The organism is Halomonas kalidii (genome assembly GCF_030010475.1).
Lineage (GTDB): Bacteria > Pseudomonadota > Gammaproteobacteria > Pseudomonadales > Halomonadaceae > Halomonas > Halomonas heilongjiangensis.
Genome location: NZ_JASCQN010000054.1, coordinates 345,846 through 358,674, shown reverse-complemented (window position 1 = coordinate 358,674; position 12,829 = coordinate 345,846). Strand labels below are relative to the sequence as shown.

Here is a 12,829-nt window from a genome sequence, read left to right as displayed (position 1 = left end):
GCGTCTGATGCCCATCCAGGGGCGGACTCAAGCGTCCCCCTGCCTCTCTCGCCTCGCGGCACCGCCGTGATAGCCCAGCAGGCCCGAAATGGTGGCCGCGGCTTCTTCTACCTGGCCGCGCAGCCGCTCGCGCTCCTCGGCGGGGATCTCGTGCATCGGCACCATGATGCTGACCACCGCCTCGATCTCCCCGTCGTTGTTGTAGAGCGGGTAGACGATCGAGGAGATGCCGAACTGGAAGAACGACTCGCCGATCACATAGCCGCGCCGGCGATCCTCCTGCACCAGCTCCCACAGTGCCTCGCGACTGGCCGGCGCGCCCGGCTGGCCGTCGGGCAGTTCGTCGTCGGGGTAGAGCGCCTCGAACTCCTCGCGGCTCAACCCGGTGAGCAGCATCCGGCCCAGGGAGGTGCGGTGTACCGGCAGGCGGGTACCCACGCTGACCCGGCGAATGGTGGCGTTGGCGGCACTGACCCGTGCCACATAGATCACGTCCTGGCCGTCGCGGATGGCGATGTGGCTCGAGCAGCCGGTGGCATCGCGCAGCGACTCGATCACCGGCTGCCCCACCTGCACCACGTCCAGGGAGGCGACGTACTCGAAGCCCAGCCGCAGCACGTTGACCCCCAGGGAGTAGAGGCCGGTGGTCGGGTGACGACGCAGGAAGCCCATGTACTCCAGGGTCTGGATGGCCCGATAGGCGGTGGCCTTGGGGATGTCCACCCGCTTGGCGATCTCGGCGAAGCTCATCTCGCGATGGTTGCGGCTCAGCTCCATCAGGATCGTCAGACCCCGCTCGAGGCCGGGGATCAGATACTTGCGCGCGTCTTTGTCACTCATGAGGCGTTCTCTCCATGGATGGCCATTCCTGGCGACCAGCATACCCGTGCCCTTCGCCCGCGGCATGTTCTTGCTCGTCGCCGCGGGTGGTGCCGCATGCCCCTCGGGGCCTATCCCGAATCTGCCTGGTCATGGCGGAGAGGCGATCTCGTCGTTTGCTGTGCCACTCTGGCTGTGCCACCCTCGGCCGTATCAAATATGAAAACTGATTTATTATTTGATACACCCAAGATAGGCCTTGGCTCCCCCCTTGTCAAGGGCAGATTCCTTCTCGAGCGCGCGACTTAACCCTATGTTATATATGGAAAAAACAAGGCACTCCGCCGAACCGGATCGCCGCTCGGGCGACTCGCCCGCTCAGGCCCTGGCCGTGGCCACCAGGCTCTTGTCGCGCAGCGCCACCAGCCGCTGATTGAGACGATGCTGAAGCTCGAGGCGCACCTCGCGCCAGGCCGGGTCGTCCCAGCGGTTATCGAGCTCATGGGGATCGTCGGCGAGGTCATAGAGTTCGCCCCAGGCGAGGCCCTCGAACAGACTCAGCCGCCAGCGCTCGGTGACCAGGCTGATGACGCTGCAACGGGCATCGCTGTCGCGGAATACCCGGATGCCCGGGTCCTCCACCAGCACGTCCGCCGCCGGCGCATCGCCGAACAGGTCCTGCCCCTGCATGCCTACCGGCACACGGAGCCCGGCCCGCTGCAGCAGGGTCGGCGCCAGGTCGATGGCGCTGCCCAGCCGCCGGCTCACCCGGCCGCCCGCTGCGGGATCGCCCGGGTCGTGCCAGATCAGCGGCACCCGCAGCACGCTCTGGAAGTGCAGCCCCATCTTGAGCACGCTGCCGTGATCGCCCATGTAGTCGCCGTGATCCGAGGTGAAGGCCACCACGGTGTCGTCCGCCAGGCCTTGCGCCTTCAGGCAGGCCAGCACCTCGCCCACGGCGTCGTCCACCATGGCGATGCTGCCGTAGTTCAGGGCGATGATCTCCCGGGCGTGGCGCTCGCCGACCGCGAAGGGCCAGTGGCTCTCGGGGTCCTCGGCCCCCCAGCGGTAGGCCTCCAAGGCTTCCGGGGGAATGCCCGCGATCGCCTCTACCGGATGGTGGAAGGAGGCCGGCAGCACCACGTCGTCGGGGTCGTAGAGCGACCAGTAGCGCCCCGGCGGGGTGAAGGGGTGGTGCGGGTCGGGGAAGGAGACCACCAGCACGAAGGGGGTGTCGGCGTCCTGGTCGGCCAGGAAGTCGCAGGCCTGTTGCTTGACGTAGCCGGTGGGATAGAGCGCCTCGGGCACCGCGGTACGCCAGCACTGGGGCGCCGTGATCCCCGCCTGGGGCAGGGCGTTGGCCGGGCCGCGCAGCGACTCGGGGTCAGGATGGCGCTCGCGCAGCCAGGCGGTGTAGTGGCCATCCACCAGGTCGCCGTGGCCGATGCACAGCCGGGCGTGCTCGAAACCGTAGTAGGGCGTCGGCAGCGCCAGGCCGGGCTGCGCCGCCCAGCGCCGGCGCACCTCCCAGCCGTAGTCGGGGCCGTCGCGCTGGCTGCGCCGGGAGAGCGCCACCGCCTCGGGCGGCGCCTCGCCCTCCCCGCCGAGAGCACGCGGCGGCGCGGCGATATCGGTGACGTTCTGGAAGTGCGCCTTGCCGATGTAACCGCTGCGGTAGCCGCTCTCGCGCAGCACCTCGGCGAAGGTGAGGCTGTCGAGCCCCAGGGGAATGCCGTTCTGGCGCACCCCGTTGACCGAGGGCATCTGGCCGGTGACCAGGGCCGCGCGGTTGGGCTGGCAGATCGGCGTGGCCACATGGAAGCGCTCGAAGCGCACCCCGCGTTCGGCCAGGCCATCGATATGGGGCGTCCTGAGCGTGGGGTTGCCGTAGCAGCCGAGGTGGTCGGCGCGCTGCTGGTCGGTGATGAAGAGCACGAAGCTGGGACGTCGCATGACCTGGGTCTCCTCCCGTCGGCGATCAGCCGAACATCAGGCCGACGGGGACGGTGACGATCTGCGGGAAGGCAAAGATGATGGCGATGGCCAGGAAATCGCAGATCAGGAAGGGGATGGCGGCCTTGTAGATGCTGGCCATGCTGGTGCCCTGGGGGGCGACCGCCTTCATCACGAACAGCGCCGCACCCAGCGGTGGCGAGGTGGAGCCGGTCTCGATGGCGAGCAGGAACAGCACCGCGAACCAGATGGTGTCGAAGCCCAATTGATCCACCACCGGCACGAAGATCGGCAGGGTGATCAGCATGATCGGCAGCGGCCCCATGAACATGCCCAGCAGCACCACGGTGAACACCATGGCCAGCACGATCATGTGGTCGTTGACCGGGAGTGCGAGCACCGCGTCCATCATGCCGAAGGTGGTGCCGGTGAAGGCCAGCAGTTGGCTGAAGGCCACCGCGCCGGCGACGATCAGCAGCACCATCACCGAGATGTTGGCGCTCTCGAACATCGACAACTTGAAGTTATCCACCGTCAGGCGGCGCTTGATCAGCGCCAGCAGGATGGTCGCCACCGCCCCGGAGGCCGCCGCCTCGGTGGGGGTCGCCAGGCCGAGGAAGATCACCCCTACCACGGCGAAGACGATGAAGCCGATCGGCAGGATATTGCGGATCCCCGCCTCGACCTTCACCTTGAACGGCGTGGGCGCCACCTCGAAGGAGGGCGCCAGGTCCGGCTGCAGGGTGCAGCGGCCCCAGATATAGAGGGCATAGAGCACCGCCATCAGCAGGCCGGGCAGGATGATGGCGATCAGCAGCCGGCCGATGGGGAGCTCGGCCACCACCCCGAGCACCACCGCCAGGGCGCTGGGCGGGATCATGATCGCCAGCCCCGCCGAGCCGATGATGGGACCGAGCGACATCGGCTTCTTGTAACCGCGGCGCTCCATCTCGGGGGTCAGGCTGGAACCCAGCAAGGCGATGGCGCCCATGCTGTTGCCGGTCAGGGTCGAGAACAGCACGCCGCCCCCCACCGCCATGAAGGCCAGCCGTCCACGCAGCTTGCCGAACCACTTGTCCAGGGTGTCCATCAGGTCATTGGCGATCCCGGAGCGAAACATCACCTCGCCCATGATCATGAACATCGCGATGGGCACCAGGGTGAAGCTGGTCAGGGCATCGGTGGTATTGATCACCAGCTGCTCGATGCCGGAGGTGCCACCGAGGAAGACATAGGCACCGACCAGGTTGACCGCCAGGAACGAAAAGGCCACCGGCAGCCCCAGCAGCATCAACACCAGCAGGGCGCCGAGAATGAGCGATAGCGTTAGCCACCAATCCATAACATACCTCCACAGGGAGCCTGAGTTGAGTGGACCGACACCGGGTCAGCGCTTCAGACAGGCCCCGGCCTGCGCCACGAACTGGATGGCGAGCAGGAACATGCCCAGGGGAAATACCGCCGTCAGCAGATAGCTGCGTGGTGCCAGCACGGTGGTCTCGCGGATGCCGAACTGGTACTGGTCCAGGGTCACCACCAGGCCATACCAGGCCGCATAGAGACAGACCGCCGCACCGAACAGCGCCATCACCAGGGCCAGCGGCGTCTGCAGGCGTGGCGGCAGGTGCTCGATGGCGATATCGATGGCCACATGGCGGTTCTTCTCCAGCAGGTAGGGCGCGCCGAGGAAGGTCATGTAGAGCAGCGCATAGCCGCTGACCTCGACGACCCAGATCAGCGACTTGCCGAAGAACAGCCGGGAGAGGATCTCGCAGAAGACGGCGGCGGTGGCGGCCACCAGCGTGGCTGCGCTGATTCCCGCCAGCAGCAGGTTCAAACGGCTCACGCCCCGCATGACGATTGTCAGCAGCGACCTGCCGCGGGAGAGTGACAGTTGCATATCGAGCCACCTGAAAAGTAGGGAGAGTGACCGAGCACCAGGCCCTGGATGGGGCTGGTGCACGAGGGGCAATCAGTCGACCAGCATGGCCCGCAGTTCGGCGGTCAGCTCAGGGTCGTCCAGTTGATCGGCCATGTTCTCCCAGGCGGCATCGATGGCCGTCTGCAGATAGCGATCGGCATCCTCGCCATTGAGCGCGATCTCCTCGAAGCCGGCGGCTTCCACCTCGGCATTGCCGGCGGCGATCACCTCGCCCCAGCTCTGGTCGAGCTGCGGCCCCAGGGTGTAACGGACGTACTCCTGCAGCTCCTCGCGCAGTTCCGGCGACAGGCGGTCCATGGCGCGCTGGCTGATCAGGATGCTGAAGCCGGCGCGGTAGAAGGGCGGGGTGAGGTAGTAGTTGACCACGTCCTCATACTGCTCGGCCCAGCCCAGGTTGCCCTGCATGAAGCCGTCGATGGCGCCGCGCTCCATGGCGGTGTATATCTCGCCGATGGGCAGCACCAGGCCGTTGGCCCCCAAGGCCTCGATGAACGGGAGGCCGGTGGGAAAGACGCGGATCCGCTTGCCCTGCAGGTCGTCGAGACTGTCGATGCGGTCCTTGAAGAAGAGGTAGAACTTGACGTCGGTCGCCGGGATCTCGCCCAGGTAATTGAGGCCCCGCTCGGCATGGATCTCGGTGATGCGATCGTAGTAGCCGGTCTCGAGGATCTCCTCGTAGGTCTTGAACGACAGGTTGGAGGTGGTCGACGAGGGCACCAGACCAGAGTAGTAACTGGGGCTGATCAGTGCCATGTCGATGGCGTTGTTGCGCACCGCATCGGCCAGGCGGAACGGCGGCATCACCTCGGGCCCGCCACGCCAGTTCAAGGACAATTCCCCCTCGAACTCCTCGTTGACGGCCGCGATGAATTTCTCGAAGCCGGCGGAGACCGCGGCGCTCTTGGGGGTAAAGCTCACCGTATTGAGGCTCACCTCCTCGGCGACGGCGGTGAACGACAGGCCGGCCAGCGACAGCCCTATGGCGAGTTTCGTCAGGATGGTGGGATTCATGGCATCTTCGCTCTTGTGGTTATGCGGTTGTGGTGTGATGAAGCAAGAGGGCCTGTCAGTCCAGGGGAGTGCCCCAGGCATCGTAGCCGTAGACCCAGTCGGCATTGCCTTCGCCCTTCAGCCAGTCATTGGCACGGGAGCCGCGCTGCACCTTGGCGGTACGCTCCTTGCGGGCCTTCTCGAAACGGACCAGCGCTGCCGGTACGTCCTCGCGGCCGGTCTCGGCCAGGCAGCGTGACAGCACCACCGCATCCTCGATGGCCATGCAGGCCCCCTGGGCCATGAAGGGCACCATGGGGTGGGCCGCGTCGCCGAGGATGGTGACATGCCCCTTGGACCACCGTGGCATGGGTTCGCGCACATAGAGGGCCGACTTGGTGACGCTCTCGCAGGCCGCCAGCAGGGCGCGCACGTCGGCATGGAAATCGCGGTAGACCTCGCGCAGTTCGTCGACGTCGCCGGGCAGGGTCCAGGACTCCTCTCGCCAGCCCTCCTGGGGGGTGGTGGCGAAGACGAACACCTCCTCGCCGCGGGTCAGCGGGAAGACCACCACCTGGCTGTCGTCGGTGGCGCCCCACCACTTGGTGAAGGCATCCAGGTTCTCCACCTCCGGCACCGCGGCGCGTGGCACCACCGCCCGATACGAGACCAGGCCGGTGAATTCGGGGTGATCGTCACCGAACAGCGAACGGCGCACCGCGGAGTGGATGCCGTCGCCACCGACCACCACGTCGACGGTCTCACTGGAGCCGTCCTCGAAGCGGATGGTCGGGTGGTCACCCACGTCGATGTCCACCACCCTGCTGCCCAGGCGGATCGCCTCGTCGGGCAACCGTGCCTCCAGGGCCTTGAGCAGATCGCCGCGATGGATGGTCAACTGGGGCGCACCGTACTTCTCCTCGGCGGCATCACTCATGGGCAGCTTCGAGGTGATCTCGCCGGTGTCCCAGGTACGGCTGAGGCGATGGGTCGGGCGTGCCGCGGTTTCGCGCAGCACCGCGCCGACACCGAGGCGGTCCAGGGCACGAACCGCATTGGGGGTCAGGTTCACGTCCGCCCCGATGCGCAGGAACTGCCGGGCCTGCTCGAAGACGATCGCCTCATGGCCGGCCTCACGAAGGGCGATGGCCGCGCACAGCCCGCCCACGCCACCACCACAGATACCAACTCTTAGCTTTGTCATATCCCACCTGTCCTACGGTCTACCGGGAAGAGTGTCGAGAGCACATCGGGTCCTGATACGGCTTCGAAACCGGATGATGTTTTAACATATGAAACAGAGTTTATTATTTGATAGTCCGACTGTAGGACGGCGCTCGATGTTTGTCAAACGCGTCACGCGGTAGACCGGCAGAAAAGACTCACGCCGGTGAAACGGCCGGCTTGAAGCAGCCGTGACAGGCAAGCCATATGCCGAGGGTGCGGCCCCCCTGGCTTGGCCCGCCGGTCGTCGAACGGTAGCCGTGTCATGGCGATGGCGCGGGGGGGCGATTCAGGGGTGGCGAATCAGCTTGGCTGCCAAGCGAAGGATCAGCGGACGGCCCACCGTGATCAGAACGAAGGCGATCGGCCAGGAGACGAGGAACGCCTGCCCCCAGCGCGCCAGGAAGCCCTCTCCCGGGCCGGTATTCACCAGGATGATGACCAGCGTCATCAGGCCGGCCATGTAGGTGGTCATCAGCACCGACACGACCAGCGGCGCATAGCGGGGCGGGAAGAGCATCGTCGTCTCCGAAACAGCGTGGCGACGCCCCCCGGGCGTCGCCCTTCACGCTAGCGCAGCGACATCAGGTTGACGTCGGGATCGGCCAGCTGTCCGGCGTCGAGCACCCGGGCAGCGGCGATCCAGCGCTTGCCCAGCTTGATGGCGCGGGGCTGGTCGAAGGCCACCATCTGCACCAGGCGGCTGGCGTCGTCCAGGTAACAGAACACCGGCCCCTGGGGTTCCTGACGCACCACGCAGCGCATCCCGGGATGCGGCACGCCGAGGATCTGGATGTTCACCCCGTGCTGATCGGACCACAGCCAGGCCGGCTCGTCGTAGTGGGCGTCCTGGCCCAGCATCGCCTCGGCCACCACCCGCGCCTGGTTCTGGGCATAGGCCCAGGACTGCAGGCAGAGCCCCAGTTGGGGGTGCTGGGCCACGTCGCCGGCGGCGAAGATGTGCGGGTCGGAGGTGCGCCCGCCACTGTCCACCACGATGCCCTGCTCGATGGCCAGCCCCACCGCCCGGGCCAGCTCCAGGTTGAACTCGACCCCGGTGCCCACCACCACCAGGTCGAAGGGTTCGGCGGCCACGCCGTCGGCCGAGATCACCACCCGACCGTCTTCCTGCTCGTCGAGCGCGATCCGCTCGCGGCTTAGGTGCAGGGCCACATCCCGGGCCCGGTGCAGCTCGGCCAGGGCTCCCGAGACCTCGGCGCCGACGCTGCGCTCGCAGAGTCGCGACTGGCGCTCGAAGACCTCCACCTCGAGGCCCAGCTTGCGGGCACTGGAGGCCACCTCCAGGCCGATCCAGCCGCCGCCGATCACCCCCAGCCGACGGCTCTCGCCGAGGCTCGCCTTGAGCCGCTGGGCGTCCTCCCAGGAGCGCAGGGTCATGACCGCGGGGATCTCGCCCCAGGCGGCCACCGGCAGCCGCGGCCGGCTGCCGGTGGCGATCAGCAGGCGGTCGTAGGGCAACCGCTCGCCATCGTCCAGCACCACCTCCCGGGCCTGGCGGTCGATGGCGGTGGCCCGCTTGGGCCGTTGCCAGTCGAGCGCCAGGGCGGCGAGGCTGGCCTCGGGGAAGAGCCGCGGCAGCGGCTCGCCCTCGGTGACCACCCCCTTGGAGAGCGGCGGTCGCTCGTAGAAGTCGTGGGGCTCGTCGGCCACCACGGTGAGACGGCCGGTATAGCCTTCGCTGCGCAATGCCTTGCAGGCATAACCGCCGGCCTGGCCGCCGCCGATCACCACGATCCGGGAAATCTCCTCATGCGACATGGTCATTCCCCCTAGTTGAAGACGAAACCGCCGTTGATGGGGATCAGCTGGCCGGTGACGAAGTTCGACCAGTCCGAGAGCAGGTAAAGCACGGTACCGTCGATGTCCTCGGGATGCTGCTCCTCCTTGAGGGCGCGCCCCGCCGCATAGTGGGCGTAGCGCTCCTCGGGCACGTACTCGGTGGCCTCGCAGTGGGTCAGCCCCGGGGCGATGGCATTGATGCAGATGCCCCGCTCGCCGAGTTCCCGGGCCATGGCGCGGGTCATGGCGATCACCGCGCCCTTGCTGGCCACATAGGCCATCAGCCGGGGGGCGCCCCACAGGGCGGTGTCGGAGGCCACGTTGACCACCTTGCCACGCTCGGCGCGGGCGAGCAGCGGCAGGGCGGCACGGGTCATCTGCCAGACTCCGCGCACATTGACCGCCATCACCCGGTCCCAGAGCGCGGGGTCGTACTCCTCGAGGGGCTTGCCGCCGACATTGGTGGCGATGGCGGCATTGTTGACCAGGCCATCCAGGGGGCCGCCCGCGGCGACCCGGGCCAGGCCCGCCTCGATGGAGGCGGCATCGGCCTGGTCGATGACCAGCGCCTCCACCTCGGCACCGCGCTCGCGCAGCGCCGCGGCGGCCTGCTCCAGCTCGGCCTCGAGGATGTCACTGATCACCAGCCGCGCCCCCTCGGCGGCGGCGGCCTCGGCGATGCTGCGCCCCAGGCCACGGGCCGCGCCGGTGATCATCAGCCGCTTGCCGGCCAGCCCGATGCCGGCCATCTCAGGCCGCCTCCTGGCGCTTGGCGAGCTGCGCCTTGGCCATCTTCAGCATCACCCGGCGCAGCCGCGACAGGCCCACGTCGTGCTGGTAGAGGTTCTCGTGGTGACGGGCATCCGGGGCCAGGTTCTCGAGAATGATCCGGTCCTGCTCCAGCACGTCCCAGTGCAGCCCCTCGAGCTTGGTGCGGTAGAAGAAGCGCCACACCTGGCGCTGCCAGCCCTCCACCCTGCGCACCCGCCAGAAGAACACCCGGCAGTGGTCCTTGTCCTCGGGCACCGCCATGCCGACGATCCAGAAGGGGCCGCCGGGACCGAAGCGCTGCTGATAGGGGATCGACAGGCGCAGCCAGAGGGCGCCGCTCGCGCCGTACTCGACCCAGTCGAAGTTGACCCCGGTCTGGCCGGTCTTCTTGAAGATGAAACCGGTCTCGGTGGGCTCCAGCACCATCTCGGCCTGGCGGTCGCCCTCGGCCATGGAGTGGGAGTCCGCATGCAGGTAGGTGCCGTGCATGGGGTCCATGACGTTGTCCACCGCATACTGGTAGTTGCACTTCCAGGTGGCGGTGCACAGGAAGTGGCCGTAGCTGGCCTCGTCGGTGAGCTGCTCGGGCAGCTCCAGGGCCGGCGGCTCCTCGTCGGCGGTGGTGCCGAAGAAGACGAAGATGGCGCCGCGGGCCTCCTGCACCGGGTAGTGGCGCACGCAGGCGGTGCCCACCAGCGGGCTGTTGCCGATCGCCGGCACATCGCACACCGTGCCCTGGCCGTCGACCTCGACGCCGTGGTACCAGCAGGCCAGGCGGTTGCCCAGGTTCCAGCCCTTGGAGAGGCGCGCGCCACGGTGAGGGCAGCGGTCCTCGATGGCGTGTACCACGCCGTCATGGTCGCGCCACAGGGCCAGGTTCTCGCCCAGCCGGGTGATGCCCAGGGGGTTGCTGCCCACCTCCCAGCTGGCCACCACCGGGTACCAGAGGGAGCGCAGGCCGGTGTCCAGGTAGTCCTGAACGGTGCCGTCCTCGAAAGCTGCTGTCGTCATCTCTCTCGACCTCGTCGTTGTTCGTTGCATGACCCGGGCCTTACTGGCCCAGCACCGCCATCTCTTGCAGGAAGGAGGCTTCGCTCCAGGGCTGGCCCTGGCGATCCTGGCTGTGGCGGGCGTTGAGCCCGGCCACCACCTCGTCGAGCGCGGTGGCACCCTCCGCGAAGACCGCCTCCAGGGCCGCCACCAGGTCGAGCTCGAAGGGCTCCGGTGCCCGCTGACGGTTCTGCCAGACCCGGTTGTCGAAGCCGCCGGGGCGCTCGATATGGCCCTGACCCGGCTCGGAGGAGGGGATGATGCGAGCCCAGGTCTTGAGCTCGGGATTGTGATCAATGGGGAAATCGGATGCGGACATGGTGCTCAGGCCTCCTCGGTGACGTTCAGCTGGATAGCGTTGTCGATGATGCGCACCGGGTAGACGTGCAGGTCGCGGTCGGCGGGTTCGCGCAGGCACTTGCCGGTCCTGATGTCGAACGTCGCCTCGTGGAGCGGGCACTCCACCTGGCCGTCCTCGACGAACCCCTGGGAGAGCAACGCGTAGGCGTGGGGGCAGACGTCCTCGAGGGCGTAGTACTCGCCGTCCAGCACATAGACGCCGATCTCCTTGTCGCCCAGCTTGGCGGAGTAGGGGAAGTCTTCCTGTACCTGGTCGGTCTTGCAGACGGTGGTCCAACTCATAGGGGCGGTCCTCATCACGGGGTATGGGGGTCATCCATGAATCGAATCATATTTGAAACATGATTTATTATTTGATCCTATGGCGAGTATAGCCAAGCCGTCTCGCCTGTCAATACTATATAGTATTGATCGCGACGGTGCTCGGAGGTTCCGGCCGAGGTACGCCACCGGCAGGGCAAGGCAGGGTCAGGGAGGCATGGCGATGATCGGAGGGGATCAGCGCGGCTCGGTGATCAGGGTGAGCCGGTAGTCGCTGGGCGGGATGTACATGATCTGCCAGGCCAGCACCCCGGCCTCGGCATCCAGATAGCGGGTCTCCAGGCGAATGCCCGGTGGCGGGGCCTCGGCGAGGTCTGGCACGATGGCCCGGACCGCGGCCCTGGGCAGGCGTCCCAGGCTGATCCGGTTCTCCGCCGTGCTGACCTCATGGCCCTGGGCCTGCAGCAGCGGCAGCACGCTCTCGTGCTCCAGGGCCTCGGCGGGCAGGTCGAGCAGTTCGCTGGCCACGTCGGCGCGCAGGTAGATCTCGGTGTAGCAGTCGAAGGCGCCATCGATACGATCCTGGCGCACCAGGTGCACATGGCCCGCCGTGCACTCGCCGAGCACCTCGATCCAGGCCCCTCGGCGCTGCAACATTTCGCGCTTGATCAGGCGGATGAAGACCATCCGGACACGGGTGCCATCCGGACGCAGGAAGCCAAAGGCGGGGGTGGCGATCTCGCGACGATGGTTGCCGTCGGCGACGAAGGTGCCGAGCCGCCTCCGGCGATACAACTCACCGCTCTCGACCAGGTCGCGCAGCGCCTTCTGCACGGTGCCCAGGCTCAGCGGCAGGGCCGCGGCCAGCTCCTGCTCGGTGGGCAGGCGGGTGCCCTCGGCCAATTCACCCTCGACGATCAGCTCGATCAGGGCATCGCGCAGACACAGGTACTTGGGGGTACGGGGCGAGTCTTCGAGGTGTCGGGCGACACGCTCGGCAAGCAGGGTCAACACGGCGACGCCTTGGCCTGGACATGGGAGTGCCAGTCTAACCGCAATCGTGCATTAGCGCCCATGCATGCCGGCACGGGCCTACCCGGACTCGTCGCTCACGGCGGGGGGCGACCGGCGCTCGAAGGCCTCGGCATTGGGGCAGAAACCGCGGCACTCCTCCCGCGACGCCCCGTGACGCAGGGCCAGCCAGCAGGTTCCCACCCTCGCACAGGTATTGCAGGTGGTGCGCAGGGCGTGGATGGCCGGGTCCTTGGCGAGGGCCGCCGGGGGGAGCCCGAAGCGCTCCATCATCGGCGGCATCAGGGTATCGGTAGGCCGAAAGCCCGGGATCTCGCCGGCGGCCAGGCTGCGCGCCAGCGCCTGCTCCAGGGAGCGGCTCATCGGCCGTGACAGGTCATGGATCAGCACACTCAGCGCTCTCGGGGCACAGCACTTGAGCTCGAGCAGGGCACGCTGGCCCTCGAGGTAGTCGCTGATGCGCTCCTTGCCGGCGGACGGGGACGTGGGGTCGATGGGGTGCACGGGGGAGGTCATCAGCGCTCTCCTCTGCCGATTCATTCCTCAGTATCGCCCTCCCGTTCCACCTCCGCCTTGACCGATATCATGCCGGACGCAGGCGAAGCGAACACTCGCCCGGGCGGGTGC

Annotated in this window: 14 protein-coding genes; all 14 read right to left on the bottom strand. The window is 67.5% G+C overall.

Annotated elements, in window-relative coordinates:
- Positions 1–27: 27 nt before the first annotated feature.
- The 14 genes from QLQ85_RS22180 to QLQ85_RS22115 all read right to left on the bottom strand — a co-directional run bounded on the left by QLQ85_RS22180 (position 28) and on the right by QLQ85_RS22115 (position 12,718).
- Entirely contained in the window at positions 28–840 is an 813-nt protein-coding gene (locus tag QLQ85_RS22180; protein WP_282740973.1) for an IclR family transcriptional regulator, read from the bottom strand.
- A gap of 357 nt (positions 841–1,197) precedes the next feature.
- Positions 1,198–2,772: a sulfatase family protein gene (locus QLQ85_RS22175; RefSeq protein WP_282740972.1), complete on the bottom strand. Its 1,575-nt coding sequence runs from the start codon at positions 2,770–2,772 to the stop codon at positions 1,198–1,200.
- 25 nt (positions 2,773–2,797) lie between these two features.
- On the bottom strand, positions 2,798–4,114 hold the full coding sequence (locus tag QLQ85_RS22170; protein ID WP_282740971.1) for a TRAP transporter large permease: 1,317 nt from the start codon (positions 4,112–4,114) through the stop codon (positions 2,798–2,800).
- Between the two features lie 45 nt (positions 4,115–4,159).
- A complete protein-coding gene (locus QLQ85_RS22165) occupies positions 4,160–4,672 on the bottom strand; it encodes a TRAP transporter small permease (protein WP_282740970.1) in 513 nt (170 codons plus the stop codon).
- Between the two features lie 72 nt (positions 4,673–4,744).
- Complete coding sequence (dctP, locus tag QLQ85_RS22160) at positions 4,745–5,725, bottom strand: TRAP transporter substrate-binding protein DctP (RefSeq protein ID WP_282740969.1); 981 nt, start codon at positions 5,723–5,725, stop codon at positions 4,745–4,747.
- 55 nt (positions 5,726–5,780) lie between these two features.
- Positions 5,781–6,908 carry an FAD-dependent monooxygenase gene (locus QLQ85_RS22155; protein ID WP_282740968.1) on the bottom strand — a complete coding sequence of 376 codons (1,128 nt, stop codon included), beginning with the start codon at positions 6,906–6,908 and terminating at the stop codon, positions 5,781–5,783.
- A 309-nt stretch (positions 6,909–7,217) separates the two neighbouring features.
- Positions 7,218–7,448 carry a DUF2798 domain-containing protein gene (locus QLQ85_RS22150; RefSeq protein WP_282740966.1) on the bottom strand — a complete coding sequence of 77 codons (231 nt, stop codon included), beginning with the start codon at positions 7,446–7,448 and terminating at the stop codon, positions 7,218–7,220.
- Positions 7,449–7,498: 50 nt separating this feature from the next.
- Positions 7,499–8,707, bottom strand: a complete 1,209-nt coding sequence (locus QLQ85_RS22145; RefSeq protein WP_282740965.1) for an NAD(P)/FAD-dependent oxidoreductase — start codon at positions 8,705–8,707, stop codon at positions 7,499–7,501.
- A gap of 11 nt (positions 8,708–8,718) precedes the next feature.
- Positions 8,719–9,477 carry an SDR family oxidoreductase gene (locus QLQ85_RS22140; protein ID WP_282722423.1) on the bottom strand — a complete coding sequence of 253 codons (759 nt, stop codon included), beginning with the start codon at positions 9,475–9,477 and terminating at the stop codon, positions 8,719–8,721.
- Between the two features lies 1 nt (position 9,478).
- Positions 9,479–10,510 (bottom strand): aromatic ring-hydroxylating oxygenase subunit alpha, encoded by a 1,032-nt coding sequence (locus QLQ85_RS22135; RefSeq protein WP_282740964.1) that lies wholly within the window; start codon positions 10,508–10,510, stop codon positions 9,479–9,481.
- A gap of 40 nt (positions 10,511–10,550) precedes the next feature.
- Entirely contained in the window at positions 10,551–10,868 is a 318-nt protein-coding gene (locus tag QLQ85_RS22130; protein ID WP_102627702.1) for a recombinase-like helix-turn-helix domain-containing protein, read from the bottom strand.
- A 5-nt stretch (positions 10,869–10,873) separates the two neighbouring features.
- Entirely contained in the window at positions 10,874–11,191 is a 318-nt protein-coding gene (nirD, locus tag QLQ85_RS22125) for a nitrite reductase small subunit NirD (RefSeq protein ID WP_282722426.1), read from the bottom strand.
- Positions 11,192–11,407: 216 nt separating this feature from the next.
- Positions 11,408–12,184 carry a GntR family transcriptional regulator gene (locus QLQ85_RS22120; protein WP_282740963.1) on the bottom strand — a complete coding sequence of 259 codons (777 nt, stop codon included), beginning with the start codon at positions 12,182–12,184 and terminating at the stop codon, positions 11,408–11,410.
- Between the two features lie 78 nt (positions 12,185–12,262).
- A complete protein-coding gene (locus QLQ85_RS22115; protein WP_282740962.1) occupies positions 12,263–12,718 on the bottom strand; it encodes a hypothetical protein in 456 nt (151 codons plus the stop codon).
- Between the last annotated feature and the right edge of the window lie 111 nt (positions 12,719–12,829).

Coding starts and splice junctions, on each gene's coding strand:
- QLQ85_RS22145 (WP_282740965.1), bottom strand. CDS start 8,707: ATGTCGCATGAGGAGATTTCCCGGATCGTGGTGATCGGCGGCGGCCAG.
- QLQ85_RS22155 (WP_282740968.1), bottom strand. CDS start 6,908: ATGACAAAGCTAAGAGTTGGTATCTGTGGTGGTGGCGTGGGCGGGCTG.
- dctP (WP_282740969.1), bottom strand. CDS start 5,725: ATGAATCCCACCATCCTGACGAAACTCGCCATAGGGCTGTCGCTGGCC.
- QLQ85_RS22170 (WP_282740971.1), bottom strand. CDS start 4,114: ATGGATTGGTGGCTAACGCTATCGCTCATTCTCGGCGCCCTGCTGGTG.
- QLQ85_RS22135 (WP_282740964.1), bottom strand. CDS start 10,510: ATGACGACAGCAGCTTTCGAGGACGGCACCGTTCAGGACTACCTGGAC.
- QLQ85_RS22115 (WP_282740962.1), bottom strand. CDS start 12,718: ATGACCTCCCCCGTGCACCCCATCGACCCCACGTCCCCGTCCGCCGGC.
- QLQ85_RS22140 (WP_282722423.1), bottom strand. CDS start 9,477: ATGGCCGGCATCGGGCTGGCCGGCAAGCGGCTGATGATCACCGGCGCG.
- QLQ85_RS22165 (WP_282740970.1), bottom strand. CDS start 4,672: ATGCAACTGTCACTCTCCCGCGGCAGGTCGCTGCTGACAATCGTCATG.
- nirD (WP_282722426.1), bottom strand. CDS start 11,191: ATGAGTTGGACCACCGTCTGCAAGACCGACCAGGTACAGGAAGACTTC.
- QLQ85_RS22175 (WP_282740972.1), bottom strand. CDS start 2,772: ATGCGACGTCCCAGCTTCGTGCTCTTCATCACCGACCAGCAGCGCGCC.
- QLQ85_RS22180 (WP_282740973.1), bottom strand. CDS start 840: ATGAGTGACAAAGACGCGCGCAAGTATCTGATCCCCGGCCTCGAGCGG.
- QLQ85_RS22130 (WP_102627702.1), bottom strand. CDS start 10,868: ATGTCCGCATCCGATTTCCCCATTGATCACAATCCCGAGCTCAAGACC.
- QLQ85_RS22150 (WP_282740966.1), bottom strand. CDS start 7,448: ATGCTCTTCCCGCCCCGCTATGCGCCGCTGGTCGTGTCGGTGCTGATG.